The sequence below is a fragment of the Sphingomonas sp. genome, assembly GCF_035944535.1.
Lineage (GTDB): Bacteria > Pseudomonadota > Alphaproteobacteria > Sphingomonadales > Sphingomonadaceae > Sphingomonas_B.
In genome coordinates this window covers 21,741-42,223 of record NZ_DASZBC010000014.1, presented here as the reverse complement: position 1 = coordinate 42,223, position 20,483 = coordinate 21,741, and the positions used below count along the sequence as shown (strand labels likewise).

The following is a 20,483-nucleotide window of genomic DNA, read 5'->3' as shown; positions in this document are numbered from 1 at the left end:
TGCCGCTCCTCCGATCAAACCCCGGCTTATTCGGCGGCGGCGCGCATCGCTTCGAGGGCCGCGGAATCGTCGCGGTCGAGCCGGGCTTCCCGGTGCGCGGCATCCTTGACCAGCTGGATCAGCCGGTCCTTTTCGCGCATTGCATTGGCCTTGTTGAAGCAACCCGACGCGCCCTCCAGCAGCGCCTTGGCCCGCATTTCTTCGCCCCGCGCGGTGTAGCTGGACAGCATGATCACGGGCGTCGGCCGCCGCTTGCGCAGGTCCCGCAGATAGTCGAGGCCGCTGCGGCCCGGCATTTCGACATCGAGCGTGATCACGTCGACCAGATGGTCTTCGAGCATGCGGTCGGCTTCGTCGGCGCTTCCGGCGAGGCCAGCGATACGGATTTCCGGATCGCTTTCAAGCACCTGCCGCATCATCGCGCGGATGGTGACGGAGTCGTCTACAACCAGAACCCGAACAATACGCATAAACGACCTCAGCATCTAACGTGCTGATTTCACGTTTGTCCCTGAAAGCTTACCGATGTGTTAAGCTGGCTATGGTGTTAACCCCATTCGCTCGCGCCGGCTCCATCGCCAGAGCATCAGCACCGAGACGACAGCCAGACCTGCGGCCAGGCCGATCCAGATGCCGACGCCTTCCCAGCCCAGGCCGAAGCCGAGCCACACCGCCGTGCCGATGCCGATCACCCAATAGCCGAAGCCGGCGAAGATCATCGGCACGGTCGTGTCCTGGAGACCGCGCAGCATGCCTGCACCGACCGACTGGGCGCCGTCGAACACCTGGAACAAGGCCGCCAGATAGAGGAACGACACCGCCAGCGGCAGCACTGCCTGGTTCTCCGGCAGCTTCACGTCCAGGAAGAGCCGGACCAGCGCCTCAGGAATGGCGAACATCACCAGCGCCATCGCCGCCATAAAGGCGATCGCCATCGTGAAGGCCGTCCAGCCCGCGCGCGTGATGCCGATTGGATCGCCCCGGCCATAGGCCAGGCCGACGCGCACCGTCACGGCCTGGCTGAGCCCCAGCGGCACCATGAACGTCAGCGACGCGATTTGTATCGCGATGGCGTGTGCGGCGATGGAGGTGGTTCCGATCAGTCCCATCAGGAACACCGCCGCGATGAACAGGGTCACTTCAAGCGACAGCGTCAGCGCGATCGGCAGACCGAGCCGCCACACCTCCACATAGCGCGGCCAGTCGGCGCGCCAGAAGCGTCCGAACAGCCGGTAACGCCGAAAGCGCGGGTGGAGCATCACGACCGCGGCCATGCCCAGGAACATCAGCGTCTGCGTCAGCGCGCTGCCCAGCCCGGCGCCAAACAGCCCGAGCTGCGGGATCGGCCCCGCGCCGAAGATCAGCACATAGTTGATCAGCGCATTGGCGATCACGCCGGCAACGCTGATCGCGAGCGCCCAGTTGGGCTGCTCCAGCGCGGCAACAAAGGCCCGCAGAACGAGATAGAGCAGGGCCGGCAGGAAGCCGAACATGAGCGGACGTACGAACACCGCGGCCTGCGCCGACAGCGCGGGCTCTTGCCCGAGCAGCCGCAGGATCGGTTCCGCCTGCCAGAGCAGCAGCCAGGTCGGGACGGTGATAGTGGCCGCCGCCCACATGGTCTGGCGCACGGTGCGCCGGACTTCACGGACGCTGTGACGCCGCCGGCCGAGCTGCCGCGCCAAGATCGGCGAGGCGGCCATGACGAGGCCCATGCCGAAGATCAGGAAGGCGATATAGAGGTTGATGCCGATCGAGGACGCGGCGAGCTGGGTCGCGCCCAGCCAGCCGAGCAGCACCACATCGGTGGCGTTGATCGCCGATTGCGCCACATTGGTGAGGATAAGCGGCCCCGCCAGCGCGGCGGTGGCAGCGGCTTCCTCACGCCACGGCTGGGCTTTCGGGGGCAGGGGTGCATGCATGGGAGCCGGCGCGCATAGCCGATCCGCTGGACGGCAACCACCCCGTTCCCCTGCGGAGCCCGGGGCCCGATTGCGCTCTGATATAGATGATGACCCCTGCGCTCGGGGAGCAGGACTTAGCCGCCGGTATTGTCGCTTGGCTGCGCGCCGCCGCCGATCGAGCCGACCCGACCGATATTGCCGAACAGGTCTTCAAAGAAGCCGCGCTTGCGGCCGAGCGTCGGCGTCTTGGCGTTCACCGGATCGATCGATGCGACCTGGCCCAGGCCGAGCTGCCGGACATTGGCGACATTGCCCGCCGGATCGAACTGCACGTGCAGCACCGTTTGTGCGACTGGGCGCGGGGACCCGAAGGCAAACTGACGGGTATCGCGGGCGACATAGTACCAATCGCTGTCGCTGAATTGGCCGGTGAAGCTTGGCCGGCCGAGCGTCCGCTGCACCGACGCCTTGTTGTCGACGCCCGGCTGCACGGTCGAGACGAGCTGCGTGTCGAGCAGATAGCCCTGATGGCCGACGACGCGCGAGCAGCCGCCGGTCGCGACCAGTGTCCCGGCAAGGGCGGCGCCCAACGCAACGCGCCGCTTCAACAAACTCATTCCACTCTCCCGGATGGGCGGGCAAGCATTGCACTTGGCCACGGCCGCTTCAATATGCTTGGCGCACGCCGTGCACAAGCGCGCGGCACCCTGAACGGAGCCTTGATGTCCTTCTTTGACCGCTTGTTCGGCCGGCGCGACGCGAACGAAGCCGTGCGGCCGCTCTACAATGCGGTGATCGCGCTAGGCCGCGAGCGGCATTGGTACGAACAGGGCGGCGTTCCCGACACCATCGACGGTCGCTTCGAGATGATCGCCGCCTGCCTGTCGCTGGTCATCGCGCGACTGGAGCTGGAGGCGGAGCAGCGCCAGAACGTTGCCTGGCTGGTCGAGCTGTTCGTATCCGACATGGATAGCCAGCTGCGCGAGATCGGCATCGGCGATATGGTGGTGGGCAAGCATATCGGCCGGATGATGGGCGCCCTGGGCGGCCGGATCGGCGCCTATCGCGACGGTCTGCGGACCGGAACCTTCGAGGCGGCGCTCGTTCGCAACCTGTACCGCGGAACCGAGCCGCCCGCCGCTGCGCTGGATCATGCGGCGGAGCGGTTGCGCGCGCTCTATCTGGGTCTGCACGCCGCGTCCGCCGATTCGATCATTGCGGGCAGGCTGCCATGACACCCGAATTCTCCCGGACCTTTGCTGCCGATACGATCGACGAGGCGCCGCGCGAGGTCGAGATCGGCGCTGATGCCGATGAGCGACGCAAGCTGGCCGGCCGCTTCCGCCTGCAGCAGATCGACCGGCTGAGCGCGCGGGTGAAGCTCGCCCGCCGCGCCGGCGTCATCCATGCCGACGGGCAAGTCGATGCTGCCGTGGTGCAAAGCTGCGTGGTGACCGGCGAACCGATGCCAGCCGAGGTGCGGGCGCCCTTCTCCGTCCGGTTTGTGCCGAATGCTTATACCCGACCGAGCGAAGAAGAGGTGGAGCTGAGCGCCGAGGATTGCGACACGCTTCCTATCGAAGGCAATCAGATCGACCTCGGCGAAGTCGCGGCCGAAACCCTGGCGCTTGCGCTCGACCCATTCCCTCGCTCGGACCGGGCCGACGAGGCGCTCCGCGAAGCGGGCTTGGGTGAAGCGGCGGAAGCAGGCCCCTTCGCGGCACTTCAGGCGCTGAAGGACAAGCTCGGCGGCAAGAGCTAGGGTCCTCGATCGGCGGACTATGCGCACACCCGTTGAGTAGAGTCGTTTCCAACCATTTTGGATCATTCCCCGGATTGCGTCGGTCGATCACCCACTCCTAGCCTCGCGCCGGGCCGGAAGTTCGCCGGTACGAGCAAAGGGGGACGGGCGTGGCGGTATCTCTGGCGAAGGGCGGCAATGTCAGTCTCAGCAAGGAAGCGCCGGGGCTGCGCCATGTGCATGTCGGGCTCGGCTGGGACGCGCGCGTCACGGACGGCCAGGGCTTCGACCTCGACGCCAGCGTCTTCCTGCTGACCGAAGCCGGCAAGGTCAGGTCCGACGCCGATTTCGTCTTCTACAACAACAAGCAGGGGGCCGGCGGTGCGGTCGAGCATCAGGGCGACAATCTGACCGGTGACGGCGAGGGCGATGACGAGGTCGTGATGGTGGATCTGGAGCGGCTGCCCGCCGACGTGCAGAAACTGAGCTTTGCCGTCACCATTCACGACGCCGAGGGCCGCAACCAGAATTTCGGCATGGTCAGCAACGCCTTCATCCGCGTGCTGAACAAGGATGGCGGGCGGGAGATTGCACGTTACGACCTGTCGGAGGACGCATCGGTCGAGGCGGCGATGATCTTCGGCGAGCTGTGCCGCCATTCCGGCGAATGGAAGTTCAAAGCGGTCGGCCAGGGCTTTCGCGGCGGACTGGGCCCGCTTGCCCAGTCCTACGGCGTCAGCATCTAGTCAGCCCCATGCTCGGCCGGGCCGCCAGCAAGCGCGCGCCCGCCTTGGATCATCGCTCCATCCGGCTGCCGGGAGGCTCGCTGGAGGTGAGCGTCACCAGGGCGGACTGGCCGCTCGACGTGCTTTGCGGCTTCGGCGCGCGATTGAACCCGAAGCGCGGCTTTCTGGTCGTCTCCAAGGTGCTCGGCCGGCACATCCCCGCCGCTCCGCAACTGATCCGCGCCAGCGCCCGCGACCTTGCGGCGCGGCTGCCGCCCGATCTGCCTGGCCCGGTGCTGGTGCTCGGCCTGGCCGAGACCGCCGTGTGCCTTGGCCAGTGTGTGCATGCAGAGCTGCGGGCGAGCACCGGCCGCGATGACATATTCTTCATCCATTCGACCCGGCAGCTGATCGAAGCGCCGTTGCTCTGTCGTTTCGAGGAGCCGCACAGCCACGCTTCGGCGCACCTCATCTACCAGCCCCGGATCGAAGGATTCGTGCCGCCGCGCAGCCTGGTCCTGGTCGACGACGAGCTTTCGACCGGCACTACCCTGGCAAATCTGGCCGAGGCTTTGGTCCGCTGCTGGTCGGAGGTCGAGACCATCTGGGTCGCTACTCTGACAAACTGGTCCGATGGCGGCTGGCAATGGCGGATGCCGCGGCGCTGCGGCAGTGCATCGCTGCTCAAGGGAAGGCTGCGCTGGCAAGCCGCACCCGACGCCGCAGCGCCCATGCCCATGTTTGAGAGGGAAGCGCCTGCACTCGGACGAATAGCGGAACATAGGAATCTCGGCCGGCTCGGCCTGCGCGAGCCGCTCGCCTGTCCGCCACTGCCCGCGCCCCGATCTGGGCGGCTGCGCATCCTCGGCACCGGTGAGTTCACCTATTCCGGGCTGCTGGTTGCAGAGGAGCTGCAGCGCCGCGGCTGCGACGTGGTCGTGCAGGCGACGACGCGGAGCCCGGCAAGGATCGGCGGCGCGATCGGCCGGTCGCTGGCTTTTGCTGACAATTACGGAACGGGCGTGCCCAACTATCTCTATAACGCCGACCCGGACGACGGGCGCGAGACCTGGATCGTGCACGAGACCGGCGCCCAGTCCATCGATCCCGACCTGATCCGGACGTTCGATGCCCGGCTGATCGCCTGGCCATGACGGGCGTCATCGCCTTTGTGGACCTGGATGACACGCTGTTCCAGACGCGCGGCAAATGCCCGCCGAGTTGGGCAGAGGCCGACTTGACGCCGTTGGGCTTCGCGCGGGACGGCGCGGCGCTGAGTTACGCGACGCCCCGGCAGCTGAACTTCCTCGAGTGGCTCGCCCGCACGACAATGCTGATCCCGGTCACGGGCCGCAGCCGGGATGCGCTGACCCGCGCCCATGTGCCGCATCGCGCGGCGATCTGCGCGCATGGCGGCGTGATCCTCGGCGAGGATGGGACTCCCGATGGCGAATGGGCCGAGCGCATGGCTGTGCAGGCGGCGGCTCATGGCGAGCTGCTTGGTCAGCTGGTCGAACGTATACGTGTATGTGCCCGCGAGCGAGGCGAGCCACTTGCCGTCCGGGTGCTGGAAGAAGCGGGCATGCCGCTCTACGTGCTCGCCAAGCACGATGCAGCCGATGCGGAGAGGCTGCACGCCGTGATCCGTGCGGCTGTGCCTGTACTTCCGCCCGGCTGGACGCTGCACCTGAACGGCAACAACGCGGCCCTGCTGCCGCCGCATCTCGGCAAGCAGCATGCCGTCGCATGGATGCTGGGACAGCTGCGCGCGCGGCATCCGAATGCCGCCGTTGTCGGGATTGGCGACAGCCTCACGGACGCGCCTTTCATGAAGTTGTGCGACTTCGCCATGCTGCCGCCCGCGTCACAGCTCGGCGAAAGACTGTTCGATGCTGGCTGAGCGCAGGATCCAACCGGCCAACTTCTCGGGCAGCTACTTGCCCGAAGACGTCACTTTCTTGCTCAAGCCCGTCTCGCTGGCGGCGACGGCGCGCGAGCAAAAGGAAGCGCTGATTCAATCCGGCCGCCGCCATTATTCCGAGCTGATCGGCAAGGAGACGGTGCCCGACGAGAACTATATGGCGCTGTTCCATGCCGCCGAACGGCGGAACCGTGCCCGCCTCGCAGCCGACATCGCCAGCCTTGCCGGACATCTGGCAAGGCGGGCGGAAGGCCGCGAGATCGTGCTCGTTTCACTGGCCCGTGGAGGGACGCCAATCGGAGTGTTGCTGGTCCGCATGCTGCGGCATCTGGGCGCGAGGTCGGTCCACTATTCGGTCAGCATCATCCGCGATCGTGGCATCGACCTGGAGGCGCTGCGCCATATCGCCTCGCTGCACGATCCCGCCGATGCCGTGTTCGTCGACGGCTGGACTGGCAAAGGCGCGATCGCCGGCGAGCTGCGGCGCGCGCTTGCAGAGCGGCCGTTCGGCTTCTCGCCGACCTTGGCGGTGGTTGCCGATCCTGCCGGTCAGGCGGACATCGCCGCGACCGCGGACGATTATCTGATCGCTTCAGGCCTGCTGAACGGCATCGTGTCAGGCCTGGTCAGCCGGTCTATCCTCAGTGCGAAGACGGTCGGACCCGGCGACTTCCACGCCTGTGTCACCTATCCGCAGCTTGCGCCGCAGGACCTGTCTCGCGCCTTCGTGGACCGGCTGTTCGACGCAGCGCGGACGAGCCTGGTCTCCGACATTTCGACCCACTGCCTCCGCCGCGCCGAGCTACAGCGCGCCTGCGCGGCCATGCTGGACGAAGCGATGCTCCGCACCGGCACGCGAGACCCGAACCTGATCAAGCCGGGCATCGCCGAAGCCACGCGCGTGTTTCTGCGGCGGATGCCGGCCCGGCTGTTCATCCGCGACCCCGATGATCCCGATGTCGAGCATCTGATCCATCTCGCCAAGCAGGCCGGAGTGGCTGTCGATCGGCTGTCGGGCGGGGCCTACCGCGCAGTGGCGGTGATCGGGCGGGCGCCATGATCGACGTACTGGAGCTGGGCGCCACCCTCTATATGCCGGCGACCCGCACAGACCTGGCCGCGGCGCTGTCTGGCGGCCATATCCCAGGCCTGCGCTCTGCGGTGGTGTGTCTGGAAGACGCGGTCCGCGCAGAGCATGTGCCTGCCGCCTTGGCGAGCCTGGCCGCTCTGCTCGCCCGGCCCGGCCTCGATGGCGGCGCGCCGTTGGTCTTCGTGCGGCCGCGCGATCCAACCATGCTCGCCCGCATCCTGCGCATGCCGGGCGTCGAGCGGGTCGCCGGGTTCGTGCTGCCCAAAGTCACCGCCGAGACGCTGCCTGAATGGCTGGCGCATCCGTTCGCGCCGTCGCACCTGCTAATGCCTACCCTCGAGACGCGGGAGATGTTCGATCCCGTCGAGGCCCGGCGGCTGCGCGACCAGTTGCTTGTCGTCCAGGAGCGGGTGCTGGCGGTGCGGATCGGCGGCAATGACCTGCTGCAATGCCTCGGCGTGCGTCGAGCGCCGGGCCGCACAAGCTATGATGGTCCGCTCGGACCCCTGATCGCGATGCTGGCAGGAGTGTTCCTGCCCTTTGGTATACCGCTCAGCGCCCCGGTCATGGAGGGCTATGGCGAGCCGGTGCTGCTACGAGACGAGTTTCAGCGCGACATGGAGCATGGGCTCTTCACCAAAACCGTGATCCACCCCGCCCAGATCGCCGTCGTGCAGGGCGCCTTGACCGTCCCTGCTCGCGATCTCGCCGAGGCAGAAGCGATCCTCGGCTGCGCGGCGCCGGCTGTGTTCGCCGCCAATCGCCGCATGTGCGAGCCGGCCACGCACCGGCGCTGGGCGGAGACGATCGTCCGGCGCGCTGCGCTGTTCGGAGCTGCAGAGCCGATCGGACTGGCGGCCTCAGGTTCGCGCCAGTTCGGATGAATGGGTTAGGGGAAGTTCCGGATTGCCCCGGACATGAGCGGTGCGCCATGGCGCGGGCATGATCACCGAAGAGAAGCTCGAACGCTTGGTTCATGCCTTTTATGCCCGCGTGCGGGAAGATGCGGTAATCGGTCCCGTGTTCAATGACGCGATCGGCGACTGGCCGGAGCATCTGGAAAAGCTCCAGGCCTTTTGGTCCTCCGTGATGCTGACGACGGGCCGCTACAAGGGCCGGCCCATGCCCGCGCACATCAAGCATGCCGACCGTATTGACCGGGCAAGCTTCACCCGCTGGCTGGCCCTGTGGCGCGAGACCACGGAGGAGCTTCTGGAGCCGGACGACGCCGCAGCGATGCAGGACCGTGCGGCGCGGATCGCCGAAAGCCTGCAGCTCGGCATCGCCTTTCACAGGGGCGAGGACCTGCTCGGCCGCGCCGCCTAGGATGAAAGTGTCGCGGATAGTCATTGCGAGGAGCGAAGCGACGAAGCAATCCAGCTGAGCTCAATCGCAGCATGGGATTGCTTCGCTGCGCTCGCAATGACGACAAGCTCAGGATTCCTCCTGCTCCAGCCCGGCCGCAAAGGCGATGCGGAGCGCTTCCGACAGGCTCTTCACGTCCAACTTGGTCATCAGATTGGCGCGATGAATCTCGACAGTGCGCGGGCTGATGCCGAGATCATAGGCGATCGACTTGTTCGGCAGGCCGGACACCAGCCCTTTGAGCACGTCGCGCTCACGCGGCGTCAGCGCCTCAAGGCGGGTGGCGGCCTCCTGGGCGCGCAGCCGGCGCAGGTCGGTCTCGCCAATGCGCGAGAAACCCTGCTCCAAGGCCGACATCAGGGTCGCTTTTTCGAACGGCTTTTCGATGAAGTCGATCGCGCCCGCCTTCATTGCGCGCACGGCGAGGCCGACATCGCCATGCCCGGTCATGATGATCACCGGCAGGCTAACGCCTTGCTCCGCCAGCGCGCGCTGCACTTCCAGCCCGTCCATGCCTGGCATGCGGATGTCGAGCAGAACGCAGCCGGGGTCGAGCTTGGCCGCACCCTTTAGAAACTCCTCGCCCTGCGTGAACAGGTCGACCTTGTGGCCAGACGTGCGCAGCATGAAGCTCAGCGAGCGGCGGATCGCCTCGTCATCATCGACGACATAAACCTGCTTTTCAGCCACCCTCGTCTCCTGCGACCAACGTAAAGTGGAAGGCGGTGCCGCCCAGCGGCGACGGCTCCGCCCAGATCCGCCCGCCCTGCGCCTCGATCATGGTGCGGCAGATGGAAAGGCCGAGCCCCATGCCGGCGTCCTTGGTGCTCTGGAACGGCTCGAACAGCTTGGAGCGTATGTCTTCGTCCAGGCCGGAACCGCTGTCTGCGACCGTGATGCGGACGCAGTCGCCCTCGCGCCTTGACCTGATCTCGAGCTTCCTGACCGCGCAGCCTTCCATGGCCTCGATCGCGTTTCGGACAAGGTTCAGGAACACCTGCTGGACCTGGATGCGGTCCACCAGCACCGCGTCGCCCGCTGGATCGAGCTCCAGCAGCACGTCGACGCCGCGATCGCCGCCGCCGGCCATGGCCAGGGCATTGGCCTCGGTCACCAGTTTGTAGAGGCTTTCGACCCGCCGCTCCGCTTCGCCGCGGGCAATGAAGTCGCGCAAACGGCGCACGATCTGGCCCGCGCGGATCGCCTGCGCGGCGGTTTCCGAGAAAGCTTCGCGCAGCATCTCGATGATGTCCGGCGTCGGCTCCGCGTCGAGCAGATCGCGCGACGCCTCCATATAGGTCGAAATGGCGCTGAGCGGCTGGTTCAGTTCGTGCGCGAGCGCGGCGGCCAGCGTGCCCATGGCGCTCACGCGCGAGACATGGCCGAGTTCGCTTTGTAGGTCCTGCAACCGCCGCTGGGTCTGCTGGCGCTCGGTCAGGTCGCGGATAAAGCCGGTGAAGATCCGGCCTTCGCCCGTCCGCGCTTCGCCGACCGCCAGCTCGATCGGAAAGGTCGAACCGTCGCGCCGCCGCGCTGTCGTCACCCGGCCGATGCCGATGATCCGCCGCTCGCCCGTCGCCTGATAACGTTCGAGATAGCCGTCATGCCGCTCGCGGTCGGGCGAGGGCATAAGCATGCTGACATTCTCGCCCAGCACATCGACCTCAGCATAGCCGAACATACGCTCGGCAGCGGCACTGAACGACAGGACGACGCCCCGCGCATCGATCACCACCATCGCGTCCTGCACCGTCGACAGGATCGAGCGCAGATGCGCTTCGCTGAGGCTGGAGAGCGAAGTCGGGGCCGGTTGGTCGGCAGGCATCAAGCGCCTTTCGCCGCTGCGGCCCTCCGTATCAATCCGTATTCTTTACCAGCCTCGGATCCGGCAGCATCAGTAAATGAGTTGGAAAACCATTCGCCTCGAGCTTGCCAGATCCCCAGATTTTCCGAACGGATCGGCTAGCCGTGCCTATCTGCTTCATCTGCCGGTGGACGAAAACGGGCGCGTAGATGAGGACGCGTTCCGCCGGGCGCCGGCGCTTGCCACGGTACGCCGGCATTGGCCGAACGAGCGTGATCGCACCGGCCATGTGATCCGCAAGAAGAATGGCTGGGCCTTTTCCTACGCGATCGGCGCGGGCGACGACGAGGAACTGTTCCACCTCGAGACGCACCCGCTACGCGTCGGCGACTATGTAACGATCACCGAGCCGGATGGCGGCCGCTTGCCCTATCGCGTGATGGAGGCGGAGAGCCGATTGGCGGCGTGACGCCATGGCGGCGGCCGTATCGCGCCGCTAAAGGGAGAATGTGGAAGACGCACTCGCCCGCATCGCTGCAGCACTGGAGCGGATCGCACCGCCGCCTGCGGCTCATGCCGATGTGCGGGCACATGGCGCGTATCTCTGGCGCGGCGAGGCGCTGGAGCCGGCGCGCCATTTCGCGCCACTTTCGCCCGATCTGCTGACCGGGATCGACGCACAGAAGAGGGCGCTGCTCGACAATGCGCGGCGGCTAGCGCGGGGAGCGGCGGCGCATGACGTGCTGTTGTGGGGCGCCAAGGGCACGGGCAAGTCGGCGCTGGTCAAATCGGTGGTAGGCGCCGTGCAGGCGGAGGGACTGGACCTGGCGCTGGTGGATGTGGCGGCCGACCGGCTCTCGACGCTTCCGAAGCTGTTCGATCTGCTGGAAAAAGCCGGCCGAGGCTTTGTGCTGTTCGTCGACGACATCGGCTTCGAGGCGGGCGGCGCCGAGACTCGCACGCTCCGCTCACTGCTGGAGGGCGGCGCCGAGGCGCGGCCAGCCAATGCCCGGCTGCACGTCACCTCCAACCGCCGTCACATCGTCGCCCGAGACATCGAGGAGCAGGCGAGCGCGATCAATCCCCGCGATGTCGTCGACGACCGCCTGGCGCTCGCCGACCGGTTCGGTCTGTCGCTCGGCTTTCACGCGCTCGATCAGGAGACCTATTTGGCGATCGTCGCGCGCTATGCGGATGCCTGTTCGCTGTCGTTCGATGCCGCCGATGCGCTGCTCTGGGCCACGACGCGGGGCGCCCGTTCCGGCCGCGTGGCCTGGCACTATGTCACCGAATTGGCGGGGCGTGCCGGGCGGACGCTCGACGCGATCGGCTGACGTTCGTCGAAACGCGCTGGCGGGGCGGAAACCGGTGGCTATCCCGCCCGAAATACAAAAGATCGAGAGGGATGCCATGGATCGCCGCGCCTTTCTGACCAGCTCCGCCCTGCTTGCCGGCACAAGCCTGCTGCCGGCGCAATTGCTTGCCCAGCCCGGGAGCGGCGATGCTGCCGCCAATGCGCTCTTCGAGCAGCTGTTCAACGAAGCGGTGGCGCGGTCGCCGGAATTGGCGACGTCGCTCGGCCTCGATCAGGGGCCGCTGGCGAGTCTCAAGAGCCAGTTGTCCCCGCGCACTGCCGAGGAGCGGCAGAAGGACCTGGCGCTCACCCGTCGGGCGCTGGCACGGTTGCGGGCGCTGAACGGCCTTTCGTCTGCAAACGAACTCAATCGCGATGTGCTGGTCTATTCGCTCGAGGGCCAGGAGGTCGCGCCGGCACGCTTCGGCATCGACAGCGTCGTGCGGCCGTATCCGATCTTTCAGCAGGGCGGCGCCTATTTCTCGATGCCCGACTTCCTGAACTCTGCCCATACGATCAAGACATCGGCCGATGCCGAAGCCTATCTGGCGCGACTGGAGGCGTTCTCGCGTGTGCTCGACGAAGAAGCGGCGGAGCAGCGAGCTCAGGCGGCCCGTGGCTTCCTCGCTCCTGCCTGGTCGCTGGACCTGACGCTCGTGCAGATGCGCAAGCTGCGCAGTGCCGCGCCTGACCAGTCGGGCATGGTCCAGTCGCTCGTCACGCGCGCCAAGTCGGCGAATGTCGCGGGAGACTGGGCCGCTCGCGCCACGCGCATCGTCGATGACAAGGTCTATCCCGCGCTCGACCGCCAGATCGCGGCCATCGAGGCGCTGCGGCCATCCACTCGGCCTGGGGATGGCGTGTGGCGGCTCCCCCAGGGCGATGCCATCTACGCCGCGGCGCTCGAGCAGATGACGACCACCACCATGTCCCCGGACGAAGTGCACCGCATGGGCCTGGCGCAGGTGGCGGAAATCAGCGCCGAGCTGGATAAGATTCTTCGCACTGAGGGACTAACCCGCGGCAGTGTCGGTGCTCGCCTTGCTCAGCTCAACGCCCGGCCAGACCAGGTCTATCCGGACACTGCGGACGGCCGCGCCGCGCTGATCGAGAGCCTGAACGATGACGTCCGCCGGATGAACGCTCAGCTGCCGCGCTTCTTCGCGACGCTGCCCGACCAGCCGCTCGAGATTCGTGCGGTGCCGGTGGAGATCCAGGACGGCGCGTCCAACGGCTATTATCGCCGCGCCTCGCTCGACGGTTCGCGGCCGGCCATTTACTTCATCAACCTGAAGGATGTGCGCGACTGGCCAAAATACACGCTGCCGGCGCTTAGCTTTCACGAAGGCACGCCCGGCCACCATCTGCAGATCAGCATCGCGCAAACCTCCAAAGACATTCCGATGCTGCGCAAGCTGGGCGGTTTCTCGGCCTATTCGGAGGGCTGGGCGCTGTACGCGGAGAGCGTGGCCGACGAGGCGAAAGTCTATCGCACGCCGCTGGAGCGCGCCGGCTTCCTGCAATCCTACCTGTTCCGCGCGACGCGCCTCGTCGTCGACACGGGACTGCACGACAAGCGCTGGACCCGCGAAAAGGCGACCGACTATATGGTCGAGACCACCGGCTTCGCGCGCCCGCGCACCCAGCGCGAGGTCGAGCGCTACTGCACCCAGGCCGGCCAGGCGTGCAGCTACAAGGTCGGCCACGGCGTCTGGCAGCGGCTACGCGCCGAGGCGGAGCGCCAGCCGGGCTTCGACGTCAAGCAGTTCCACGAAGTGCTGAAAGAAGGCGCGATGCCGCTGACCATCCTGGAACGCCGCGTGCGCGAGCGGATGAAAAGTGCCTGACCCATAGCCCCTCCCCTTCAGGGGAGGGGTAAGGGGTGGGGGCGAGCGTCTGCTCGCCCGAAGACTTCGGATGGGGCAACAGCCCCACCCCAACCCCTCCCCTGAAGGGGAGGGGCTTAGCTCGCCAATGCCTCCGCCTGCTCCGCCAGCTCTAGCCAGCGGAGTTCGGCTTTGTCCTTCTCCTCCCTCGCCTTGTCGATCGCGGCGGTAAGCGCGGCGAAGCGCTTCGGATCGCGGGTGTAGAGATCGGGGTCCGCTAACGCTGCTTCGTCGCGGGCGATGGCGGCTTCCAGTTCCTCGACGCGCCTGGGCAGCAGCTCATAATCGCGCTGATCCTTGTAGCTGAGCTTCTTGCTCCCCGGCGCAGGCCGGGGCCCAGTGTCTCGCGTCGGCTGGACCCCGGCCTTCGCCGGGGAACGTGAAGGAGCCGCGGCTCGCTGCCGTACCCAATCCTCATAGCCGCCGGCGACGATATCGACCTTGCCGCTGCCGTCGAGGCCCAGCGTCACGGTGACGGTGCGGTCGAGGAAGTCGCGGTCGTGGCTGACGATCAGGACGGTGCCTTCATAGTCGGCGATGACTTCCTGCAGCAAATCGAGCGTTTCCAGGTCGAGATCGTTGGTCGGCTCGTCGAGCACCAGCAGGTTCGACCGCCGCGCGAACTCGCGCGCCAGCAGCAGGCGCGAGCGCTCGCCGCCTGACAGCGTGCCGACCCGCGCATCGGCGAGACCGGGGTCGAACAGGAACTCCTTCAGATAGCCGTGGATGTGCTTCTTGGTGCCGAGCACTTCGATCCAGTCGCCGCCATCGGCGAGCACGTCGCGCACGCGTTTGTCCGGGGAGAGCAGGCTGCGCTGCTGGTCGATGATCACCCCGTCGAGCGTCTTGGCGAGCGTGACGCTGCCTTCGTCCGGCGCGATCTCGCCAGTCAGCAGGCGCAGCAGCGTCGTCTTTCCGGCACCGTTCGCGCCGACAATGCCGATCCGGTCGCCCCGCTGGATACGTAGCGTGAAGTCCTTGATGATCGTCCGGTCGCCGAAGCGCTTGGTGACCTTGTCCGCAGTAATCACCGACTTGGTCCGGATATCGTCGGTGCCGATGGCGAGCTTGGCGGCGCCTTGCGGGCCCAGCATCGCCGCCCGCTGCGCACGCATCTGATTGAGCTTTTCGAGCCGGCCCTGATTGCGTCGGCGACGCGCCGTCACCCCGCGCTGCAGCCAGTGCAGTTCCAGCTTCAGCTTCGCGTCCAGCTTCTGCGCGGCGCGCTCTTCCTCGGCATAGGCCTTTTCCTGCCAGGCTTCGAACCCGCCAAAGCCGACTTCGGCTCGGCGGATATTGCCGCGGTCGAGCCACAGCGTGGAGCGGGTCAGCCTTGTCAGGAAGGTCCGATCGTGACTGATCACGACGAAGGCGCCCTTGAAGCGATTGAGCCAGGCTTCCAGCCATTCAATGGCGGCGAGATCGAGATGATTGGTCGGCTCGTCGAGCAGGAGGACGTCGGGGGCGAGCGCCAGCGCGCGGGCGATTGCCGCACGGCGCCGCTCGCCTCCCGACGCGGTCTGCGCCGAGCGGGAAAGGTCGAGGCCGATCTGGTCGGCGATCGCCTCCACTTCGTGCAGCTCCGGCGCCGGGCTTCCACTGGTCGCATAATCGCGTAGCGTGGCGAACGCGGAGACGTCCGGATCCTGCTCCAGCAGCACGACATTGGTTCCGGGCACGATCGTCCGCCGCCCTTCGTCGGCATCGACGCGGCCGGCGAGCAGCTTCAGCAGCGTCGTCTTGCCGGCGCCGTTGCGGCCGATCAGCGCCAGGCGGTCGCGCTCGCCCACATAAAGGTCGAGGCCGCGAAACAGCCAGCCGGAGCCCTGAACCAAGCCGAGATTTTCATAAGCGAGTACGGGAGCGGACATGGGCGCGGCTCCTATCAGCTTGGCTGAACGAGCGCCAACGGCAGCATTCATGGGCTATTCAAAGCCTTGCAAGTAACGGCTATGGCCATGACCTGCATGACGCGTATTGTCTCTCTGGCGCTTGTTGCGCTTGCTCTTGCGGTGCCGGCTTCGGCGCAGCGCCGGGGCGACCAGTATCAAGCGTTCGAGGCCCGGAAGTCCGGCCAGGTGCTTTCGTTGCGTGAGATTGAGGACCGGGTGCTGCCGCGGATGCGGGGCAGCACCTATCTGGGTCCTGAATTCGATGGTGGCGTTTATCGGCTGAAGTTCATGCGGGCCGGCACCGTGATCTGGGTCGATGTCGATGCCCGCACGGGCGCGGTGATCGGCCGTTCGGGCTTTTGAGGGAAACTAGATGCGCGTTTTGATTGTCGAGGACGAACCCACCCTGGGGGCACAGCTGAGGAAGACGCTGGAGGGCGCCGGCTATGCCGTCGACCTGGCGGATGACGGCGAGGACGGCCATTTTCTGGGCCAAACCGAGACCTATGACGCGGTGGTGCTCGACTTAGGGCTGCCCACGATCGACGGCCTGACCGTGCTCGATCGTTGGCGCAAGGAAGGCCGGGCGATGCCGGTGCTGGTGCTGACCGCACGCGACAGCTGGTCAGATAAGGTGGCGGGACTTGATGCGGGCGCCGACGATTATCTCGCCAAGCCATTCCAGTCGGAAGAGCTGATCGCGCGGCTGCGGGCGCTGATCCGCCGTGCTTCGGGCAATTCCAGCTCCGAACTGACCGCCGGCGACGTGCGTCTGGATACGCGGTCGGGCAAGGTGACGCTCGCCGGCGAGCCGGTGAAGCTGACCGCGCAGGAGTATAAGCTCCTCAGCTATCTGATGCACCACAAGGGCAAGGTGGTCAGCCGCACCGAACTTATCGAGCATATCTACGACCAGGATTTCGACCGCGATTCGAACACCATCGAAGTGTTCGTCACCCGCATCCGCAAGAAGCTGGGACAGGACGTGATCACCACCATCCGCGGCCTCGGCTACAGCCTCGAAGATTCGAACGCAGCTTGAACATAAAACTCGGTTCGGGCTGAGCTTGTCGAAGCCCTCCCTTTCTAAGAGGCCGGGAAGAATAAGGGAGGCCTTCGACAAGCTCAGGCCGAACCGGTTGGGTGGACAAGTTGAGTGAAGTCGCGAAACAACGCCGCAAGTCCACCGGCTCGCTGAGCCGTCGCATGATCCTGATCGCGGCGGCCTGGATCGGGCTGCTGCTGCTCGGCGGCGGGCTGGCGCTCGACCGGGTGCTCACCAACGCCATCACGCGAAACTTCGACGATTCGCTGAACTATGTGCTGACCGCGATGGTCGCTTCGGCGGAGATCGGGCCGGCGGGCGAAGTGCTGCTCAACCGGCCGCTCGGCGACCAGCGCTTCCTCGAGCCGAATTCTGGCCTCTATTACCAGATCAGCGGCCAAGGCTTCGAGCATTTCCGCTCGCGCTCCCTGTGGGACCGCTCGCTTCAGGTGCGCGGCCGCCACGCCGATGTCGACGTCCACATCTACGACACCAAGGAGTTCAGGGACGAACCATTGCGCGTACTCGAGCGCGACGTGACCTTGCCGGGCTCTCCCGTGCGCTGGCGCTTCCAGGTTGCGCAGAGCCGCGCCGCGCTCGACGAGCAGATCGACGTGCTGCGGCGGACGCTGGTGCGCAGCTTCGCGCTGCTGGGGCTCGGCCTGATCGTGCTTGCGGCGCTGCAGACCTATTACGGGCTGCTGCCTCTGCGGAGGGTGCGCGCCGCGATCGCGAAGATGCGCTCGGGGCTTGCCACGCGTGTGGATGAGCCGCTGCCCGACGAGCTGACGCCGATGGTCGAAGAGCTGAACGGCCTGATCGAGCATAACGAGAAGCAGGCGGAGGAGGCGCGGCGCCACGCTGGCAACCTGGCTCATGCGCTCAAGACGCCGCTGACCGTCATCATGAACGCCGCGACGGCGAACGCGCCCGACCTGCCGGACACGGTGTGCCGCGAGGCGACCACGATGCGGCGTCAGGTCGATCATCATCTGGCCCGCGCCCGCGCCGTTGGCCGCCGCGGCCATGCTCATAGCCGCGCGCAGGTCTGGCCGAGCCTTGAATCGGTGGAGCGCGCCGTCGGCCGCCTCTACCCCGATGTGCGGATCGACGTCAGCGGGCCCAAGACGCTGTTCGTCCATATGGAGCGCCAGGATCTGGACGAACTGCTCGGCAATCTTATCGAGAACGCCGCCAAATATGGCGGCGGCAGCGTGTTCGTGACGGTGTCCGGAGAAGCGGGGTTCGTCGAGTTCCTGGTCGAGGACGACGGCACCGGCATCCCGGAGGAGGAGCGGCAGCGCATCTTCGACCGCGGCGCGCGGCTCGACACTACGAAACCCGGCACCGGCCTCGGCCTCGCCATCGTGCGCGACGTGGCCGAAATCTATGGCGGCACCGTTTCGCTCGAAGAGAGCGAGGATCTGGGCGGCCTTCTCGTGCGGCTGCGCCTGCCCGCGGCGGCAGAGCCGGAGCCGCCCAAGCCGACCGGTCGATCAACGGCGAACCAGCGCCGACAAACGACATGAAGCGCTGTTGCCGCGAGCAGCTAAGCCGTTAAGCTCTTTCGTCTTTTGTTTCCGGGGATGACCACATGAAAGCATTTCTCCTCGTCGGAGCGGCAGCGCTGACGCTCGCCGTCTCGGCCTACGCCCAGACGGCCAAGCCGGCGCTCGGCAGCTTCGGCTTTGACGCGGCCGGTATGGATCGCACGGTCTCGGCCGGCGACGATTTCTATAAGTTCGCCAACGGCAACTGGGACCGGACGACCGAGATCCCCGCGGACCGGTCGAGCTGGGGCGGCTTCGGCGTGCTCCGCGACCTGTCCGACCAGCGCACCCGCGACATCATCCAAGCCGCGGCTGCCAGCAACGGCGCGCCGGGCAGCACTTCGCAAAAGGTCGGCACCTACTATGCCGCCTTCATGGACGAGGCCGCGATCGAGGCGAAGGGGATCGCGCCGATCAAGCCCCAGCTGGATGCGATTGCCGCGCTGTCGAGCCCGTCCGAGCTCGCCCGCTGGATGGGCGACGCCAATCGCGCCGGCATCACCGTTCCGGTCGGCATTTTTGTCGAGCAGGACCTGAAGGATAACCGCGTCTACTCGGTCTATGCCGGCCAAAGCGGCCTCGGGCTGCCCGACCGCGACTATTATCTCGACGACAGCAACCCGAAGTTCGTGGAAGCGCGCGCCAAGTACAAGGCGCACATCGCCAGCATGCTGAAGCTGGCGGGGATCGCCGATGCCGAAGCCAAGGCGCAGCGCATCTTCGATCTGGAGACGAAGATCGCGAAGACCCATTGGACGGCCGCCCAATCGCGCCAGATCGACAAGCTGTACAACCCGGTCTCAACCGCCGAACTTGGCGCCAAAATGCCCGGTCTGGACTGGGCCGCCTTTCTGCCCGCCGCCGGCGTCAGGCAGCCGCAGATCATCGTCACCCAGCCGAGCGCCGTTACCGGAACGGCGGCGCTGATCGCGTCGGAACCGCTGTCGGTCTGGAAGGAATATCTGACCTTCCACACCCTGTCAGAAGCAGCGCCGCTGCTGCCCAAAGCGTTCGTCGAAGAGAATTTCGCGTTCAAGGGCACCGCTCTGGCCGGCACGCCGAAGCTGAAGGACCGGTGGAAGCGGGGCGTCGATCTGGTCAACGCCGCGATGGGCGAAGCCGTGGGCGAACTCTACGTCGCCAAGTATTTTCCGCCGGAGAGCAAGGCCAAGGCCGAGCAGCTGGTCAAGAACCTGATCGCCGCGTTTGACGTGCGGCTGCAGAAGCTTGACTGGATGGCGCCGCAGACTCGCCAGGCCGCACGCGAGAAACTCGCCGCCTTTACCTACAAGATCGGCTATCCGGACAAGTGGCGCGATTATTCGGCGCTCGAGGTCCGGCCGGGCGACGCCCATGGCAATTTCGTCCGCGCGACCCGCTTCGAATACCAGCGTGAGCTCGACAAGATCGGCAAGCCCGTCGACCGCAGCGAGTGGGGCATGACGCCGCAGACGGTCAACGCCTATGCCAACCCGCTGATGAACGAGATCGTCTTCCCGGCGGCGATCCTGCAGGCGCCGTTCTTCGATCCGAATGCGGACGATGCGGTCAACTATGGCGGGATCGGCGCCGTCATCGGGCATGAGATCAGCCACCATTTCGACGATCAGGGCCGCAAGTTCGACAAGGCCGGCAACCTGACCGAATGGTGGACGCCGCAGGACGCCGAGCGGTTCAAGGTCTATACCGACAAGGTCGTCGCCCAGTATGGCGCCTATGAGCCGCTGCCGGGCAAGAAAGTGAATGGCGAGCTGACATTGGGCGAGAACATCGCCGACCTGGCGGGCCTCACCGTCGCCTATGACGCCTATAAGCTGTCGCTCGGCGGCAAGCCGGCGCCGGTGATCGATGGCTTCACCGGCGACCAGCGCTTCTTCCTCGGCTGGGCGCAAGTGTGGCGGAACAAGTATCGCGAGCCGTTCATGCTGCAGATCCTAACCACCGATCCGCATACGCCGGGCATGTGGCGACCCTATGTCGTCCGCAACCTCGACGCCTGGTATTCGGCCTTCGACGTGAAGCCGGGGACCAAGTTCTTCCTGAAGCCGGAAGAGCGTATCAAGGTGTGGTAAGGTTTAGCTAACCTGAGTTCGCCCAAACACCGTTCGGGCTGAGCTTGTCGAAGCCCTCCCTTGTTCTTGCTGAGGTGCAGAAGGGAAGGCAGGCCTTCGACAGGCTAAGGCCGAACGGAGTGGGGTGGTCGGTG

The 20,483-nt window shown here is 66.3% G+C and carries 21 protein-coding genes; 15 read left to right on the top strand and 6 right to left on the bottom strand.

Annotated elements, in window-relative coordinates; genetic code table 11:
- Positions 1-26 precede the first annotated feature (26 nt).
- The 3 genes from VGT77_RS13110 to VGT77_RS13100 form a co-directional block, all read right to left on the bottom strand.
- Positions 27-470 (bottom strand): response regulator, encoded by a 444-nt coding sequence (locus VGT77_RS13110; protein ID WP_327463286.1) that lies wholly within the window; start codon positions 468-470, stop codon positions 27-29.
- A 69-nt stretch (positions 471-539) separates the two neighbouring features.
- The gene (locus VGT77_RS13105) at positions 540-1,922 is read right to left on the bottom strand and encodes an MATE family efflux transporter (RefSeq protein WP_327463284.1); all 1,383 of its coding nucleotides are present in this window, start codon (positions 1,920-1,922) and stop codon (positions 540-542) included.
- A gap of 116 nt (positions 1,923-2,038) precedes the next feature.
- Positions 2,039-2,521, bottom strand: a complete 483-nt coding sequence (locus VGT77_RS13100) for an outer membrane protein assembly factor BamE (RefSeq protein ID WP_327463282.1) — start codon at positions 2,519-2,521, stop codon at positions 2,039-2,041.
- Positions 2,522-2,626: 105 nt separating this feature from the next.
- Between VGT77_RS13100 and VGT77_RS13095 the strand changes: the two genes are divergently transcribed.
- The 8 genes from VGT77_RS13095 to VGT77_RS13060 all read left to right on the top strand — a co-directional run bounded on the left by VGT77_RS13095 (position 2,627) and on the right by VGT77_RS13060 (position 8,707).
- The gene (locus VGT77_RS13095; RefSeq protein ID WP_327463280.1) at positions 2,627-3,139 is read left to right on the top strand and encodes a ubiquinol-cytochrome C chaperone family protein; all 513 of its coding nucleotides are present in this window, start codon (positions 2,627-2,629) and stop codon (positions 3,137-3,139) included.
- The gene (locus VGT77_RS13090; protein ID WP_327463278.1) at positions 3,136-3,666 is read left to right on the top strand and encodes a DUF177 domain-containing protein; all 531 of its coding nucleotides are present in this window, start codon (positions 3,136-3,138) and stop codon (positions 3,664-3,666) included. Before VGT77_RS13095 ends, VGT77_RS13090 begins: the two co-directional genes overlap by 4 nt.
- 149 nt (positions 3,667-3,815) lie before the next feature.
- Positions 3,816-4,391 carry a TerD family protein gene (locus VGT77_RS13085; RefSeq protein WP_327463276.1) on the top strand — a complete coding sequence of 192 codons (576 nt, stop codon included), beginning with the start codon at positions 3,816-3,818 and terminating at the stop codon, positions 4,389-4,391.
- Positions 4,392-4,399: 8 nt separating this feature from the next.
- Entirely contained in the window at positions 4,400-5,524 is a 1,125-nt protein-coding gene (locus tag VGT77_RS13080) for a phosphoribosyltransferase domain-containing protein (RefSeq protein ID WP_327463274.1), read from the top strand.
- Positions 5,521-6,270 (top strand): hypothetical protein, encoded by a 750-nt coding sequence (locus VGT77_RS13075; protein ID WP_327463272.1) that lies wholly within the window; start codon positions 5,521-5,523, stop codon positions 6,268-6,270. The genes VGT77_RS13080 and VGT77_RS13075 overlap by 4 nt, the downstream gene beginning before the upstream one ends.
- Positions 6,260-7,351: a cysteine protease StiP domain-containing protein gene (locus VGT77_RS13070; RefSeq protein WP_327463270.1), complete on the top strand. Its 1,092-nt coding sequence runs from the start codon at positions 6,260-6,262 to the stop codon at positions 7,349-7,351. The genes VGT77_RS13075 and VGT77_RS13070 overlap by 11 nt, the downstream gene beginning before the upstream one ends.
- A complete protein-coding gene (locus VGT77_RS13065; protein ID WP_327463268.1) occupies positions 7,348-8,265 on the top strand; it encodes an HpcH/HpaI aldolase/citrate lyase family protein in 918 nt (305 codons plus the stop codon). The genes VGT77_RS13070 and VGT77_RS13065 overlap by 4 nt, the downstream gene beginning before the upstream one ends.
- Positions 8,266-8,323: 58 nt before the next feature.
- The gene (locus VGT77_RS13060) at positions 8,324-8,707 is read left to right on the top strand and encodes a group III truncated hemoglobin (RefSeq protein WP_327463266.1); all 384 of its coding nucleotides are present in this window, start codon (positions 8,324-8,326) and stop codon (positions 8,705-8,707) included.
- A gap of 108 nt (positions 8,708-8,815) precedes the next feature.
- Here VGT77_RS13060 and VGT77_RS13055 read toward each other — a convergent pair whose 3' ends face one another.
- Together VGT77_RS13055 and VGT77_RS13050 are read right to left on the bottom strand one after the other, a co-directional pair.
- The gene (locus VGT77_RS13055; RefSeq protein ID WP_414713417.1) at positions 8,816-9,373 is read right to left on the bottom strand and encodes a response regulator transcription factor; all 558 of its coding nucleotides are present in this window, start codon (positions 9,371-9,373) and stop codon (positions 8,816-8,818) included.
- A 55-nt stretch (positions 9,374-9,428) separates the two neighbouring features.
- Entirely contained in the window at positions 9,429-10,571 is a 1,143-nt protein-coding gene (locus VGT77_RS13050) for a PAS domain S-box protein (RefSeq protein WP_327463262.1), read from the bottom strand.
- 76 nt (positions 10,572-10,647) lie between these two features.
- Between VGT77_RS13050 and VGT77_RS13045 the strand changes: the two genes are divergently transcribed.
- The 3 genes from VGT77_RS13045 (at position 10,648) to VGT77_RS13035 (ending at position 13,751) form a co-directional block, all read left to right on the top strand.
- The gene (locus tag VGT77_RS13045; RefSeq protein ID WP_327463260.1) at positions 10,648-11,019 is read left to right on the top strand and encodes a hypothetical protein; all 372 of its coding nucleotides are present in this window, start codon (positions 10,648-10,650) and stop codon (positions 11,017-11,019) included.
- A gap of 40 nt (positions 11,020-11,059) precedes the next feature.
- Positions 11,060-11,884: a DUF815 domain-containing protein gene (locus VGT77_RS13040; protein ID WP_327463258.1), complete on the top strand. Its 825-nt coding sequence runs from the start codon at positions 11,060-11,062 to the stop codon at positions 11,882-11,884.
- A gap of 76 nt (positions 11,885-11,960) precedes the next feature.
- On the top strand, positions 11,961-13,751 hold the full coding sequence (locus VGT77_RS13035) for a DUF885 domain-containing protein (protein WP_327463256.1): 1,791 nt from the start codon (positions 11,961-11,963) through the stop codon (positions 13,749-13,751).
- 116 nt (positions 13,752-13,867) lie between these two features.
- Here VGT77_RS13035 and VGT77_RS13030 read toward each other — a convergent pair whose 3' ends face one another.
- Positions 13,868-15,661 carry an ABC-F family ATP-binding cassette domain-containing protein gene (locus VGT77_RS13030; RefSeq protein ID WP_327463254.1) on the bottom strand — a complete coding sequence of 598 codons (1,794 nt, stop codon included), beginning with the start codon at positions 15,659-15,661 and terminating at the stop codon, positions 13,868-13,870.
- Between the two features lie 96 nt (positions 15,662-15,757).
- On the opposite strand from VGT77_RS13030, the gene VGT77_RS13025 reads away from it, so the two are divergent.
- The 4 genes from VGT77_RS13025 (at position 15,758) to VGT77_RS13010 (ending at position 20,349) form a co-directional block, all read left to right on the top strand.
- Entirely contained in the window at positions 15,758-16,045 is a 288-nt protein-coding gene (locus VGT77_RS13025) for a PepSY domain-containing protein (protein ID WP_327463252.1), read from the top strand.
- A 10-nt stretch (positions 16,046-16,055) separates the two neighbouring features.
- A complete protein-coding gene (locus VGT77_RS13020; RefSeq protein WP_327463250.1) occupies positions 16,056-16,724 on the top strand; it encodes a response regulator transcription factor in 669 nt (222 codons plus the stop codon).
- A 164-nt stretch (positions 16,725-16,888) separates the two neighbouring features.
- Complete coding sequence (locus tag VGT77_RS13015) at positions 16,889-18,256, top strand: ATP-binding protein (protein WP_327463991.1); 1,368 nt, start codon at positions 16,889-16,891, stop codon at positions 18,254-18,256.
- A 65-nt stretch (positions 18,257-18,321) separates the two neighbouring features.
- Complete coding sequence (locus VGT77_RS13010; RefSeq protein ID WP_327463248.1) at positions 18,322-20,349, top strand: M13 family metallopeptidase; 2,028 nt, start codon at positions 18,322-18,324, stop codon at positions 20,347-20,349.
- Positions 20,350-20,483 lie beyond the last annotated feature (134 nt).

Bases quoted from the DNA above. Each gene is read 5' to 3' on its own strand.
- VGT77_RS13055 (WP_414713417.1), bottom strand. From the start codon at position 9,373: ATGCTGCGCACGTCTGGCCACAAGGTCGACCTGTTCACGCAGGGCGAG.
- VGT77_RS13100 (WP_327463282.1), bottom strand. From the start codon at position 2,521: ATGAGTTTGTTGAAGCGGCGCGTTGCGTTGGGCGCCGCCCTTGCCGGG.
- VGT77_RS13050 (WP_327463262.1), bottom strand. From the start codon at position 10,571: ATGCCTGCCGACCAACCGGCCCCGACTTCGCTCTCCAGCCTCAGCGAA.
- VGT77_RS13070 (WP_327463270.1), top strand. From the start codon at position 6,260: ATGCTGGCTGAGCGCAGGATCCAACCGGCCAACTTCTCGGGCAGCTAC.
- VGT77_RS13105 (WP_327463284.1), bottom strand. From the start codon at position 1,922: ATGCATGCACCCCTGCCCCCGAAAGCCCAGCCGTGGCGTGAGGAAGCC.
- VGT77_RS13035 (WP_327463256.1), top strand. From the start codon at position 11,961: ATGGATCGCCGCGCCTTTCTGACCAGCTCCGCCCTGCTTGCCGGCACA.
- VGT77_RS13095 (WP_327463280.1), top strand. From the start codon at position 2,627: ATGTCCTTCTTTGACCGCTTGTTCGGCCGGCGCGACGCGAACGAAGCC.
- VGT77_RS13090 (WP_327463278.1), top strand. From the start codon at position 3,136: ATGACACCCGAATTCTCCCGGACCTTTGCTGCCGATACGATCGACGAG.
- VGT77_RS13015 (WP_327463991.1), top strand. From the start codon at position 16,889: ATGATCCTGATCGCGGCGGCCTGGATCGGGCTGCTGCTGCTCGGCGGC.
- VGT77_RS13065 (WP_327463268.1), top strand. From the start codon at position 7,348: ATGATCGACGTACTGGAGCTGGGCGCCACCCTCTATATGCCGGCGACC.
- VGT77_RS13025 (WP_327463252.1), top strand. From the start codon at position 15,758: ATGACGCGTATTGTCTCTCTGGCGCTTGTTGCGCTTGCTCTTGCGGTG.
- VGT77_RS13045 (WP_327463260.1), top strand. From the start codon at position 10,648: ATGAGTTGGAAAACCATTCGCCTCGAGCTTGCCAGATCCCCAGATTTT.
- VGT77_RS13010 (WP_327463248.1), top strand. From the start codon at position 18,322: ATGAAAGCATTTCTCCTCGTCGGAGCGGCAGCGCTGACGCTCGCCGTC.
- VGT77_RS13030 (WP_327463254.1), bottom strand. From the start codon at position 15,661: ATGTCCGCTCCCGTACTCGCTTATGAAAATCTCGGCTTGGTTCAGGGC.
- VGT77_RS13075 (WP_327463272.1), top strand. From the start codon at position 5,521: ATGACGGGCGTCATCGCCTTTGTGGACCTGGATGACACGCTGTTCCAG.
- VGT77_RS13110 (WP_327463286.1), bottom strand. From the start codon at position 470: ATGCGTATTGTTCGGGTTCTGGTTGTAGACGACTCCGTCACCATCCGC.
- VGT77_RS13020 (WP_327463250.1), top strand. From the start codon at position 16,056: ATGCGCGTTTTGATTGTCGAGGACGAACCCACCCTGGGGGCACAGCTG.
- VGT77_RS13080 (WP_327463274.1), top strand. From the start codon at position 4,400: ATGCTCGGCCGGGCCGCCAGCAAGCGCGCGCCCGCCTTGGATCATCGC.
- VGT77_RS13060 (WP_327463266.1), top strand. From the start codon at position 8,324: ATGATCACCGAAGAGAAGCTCGAACGCTTGGTTCATGCCTTTTATGCC.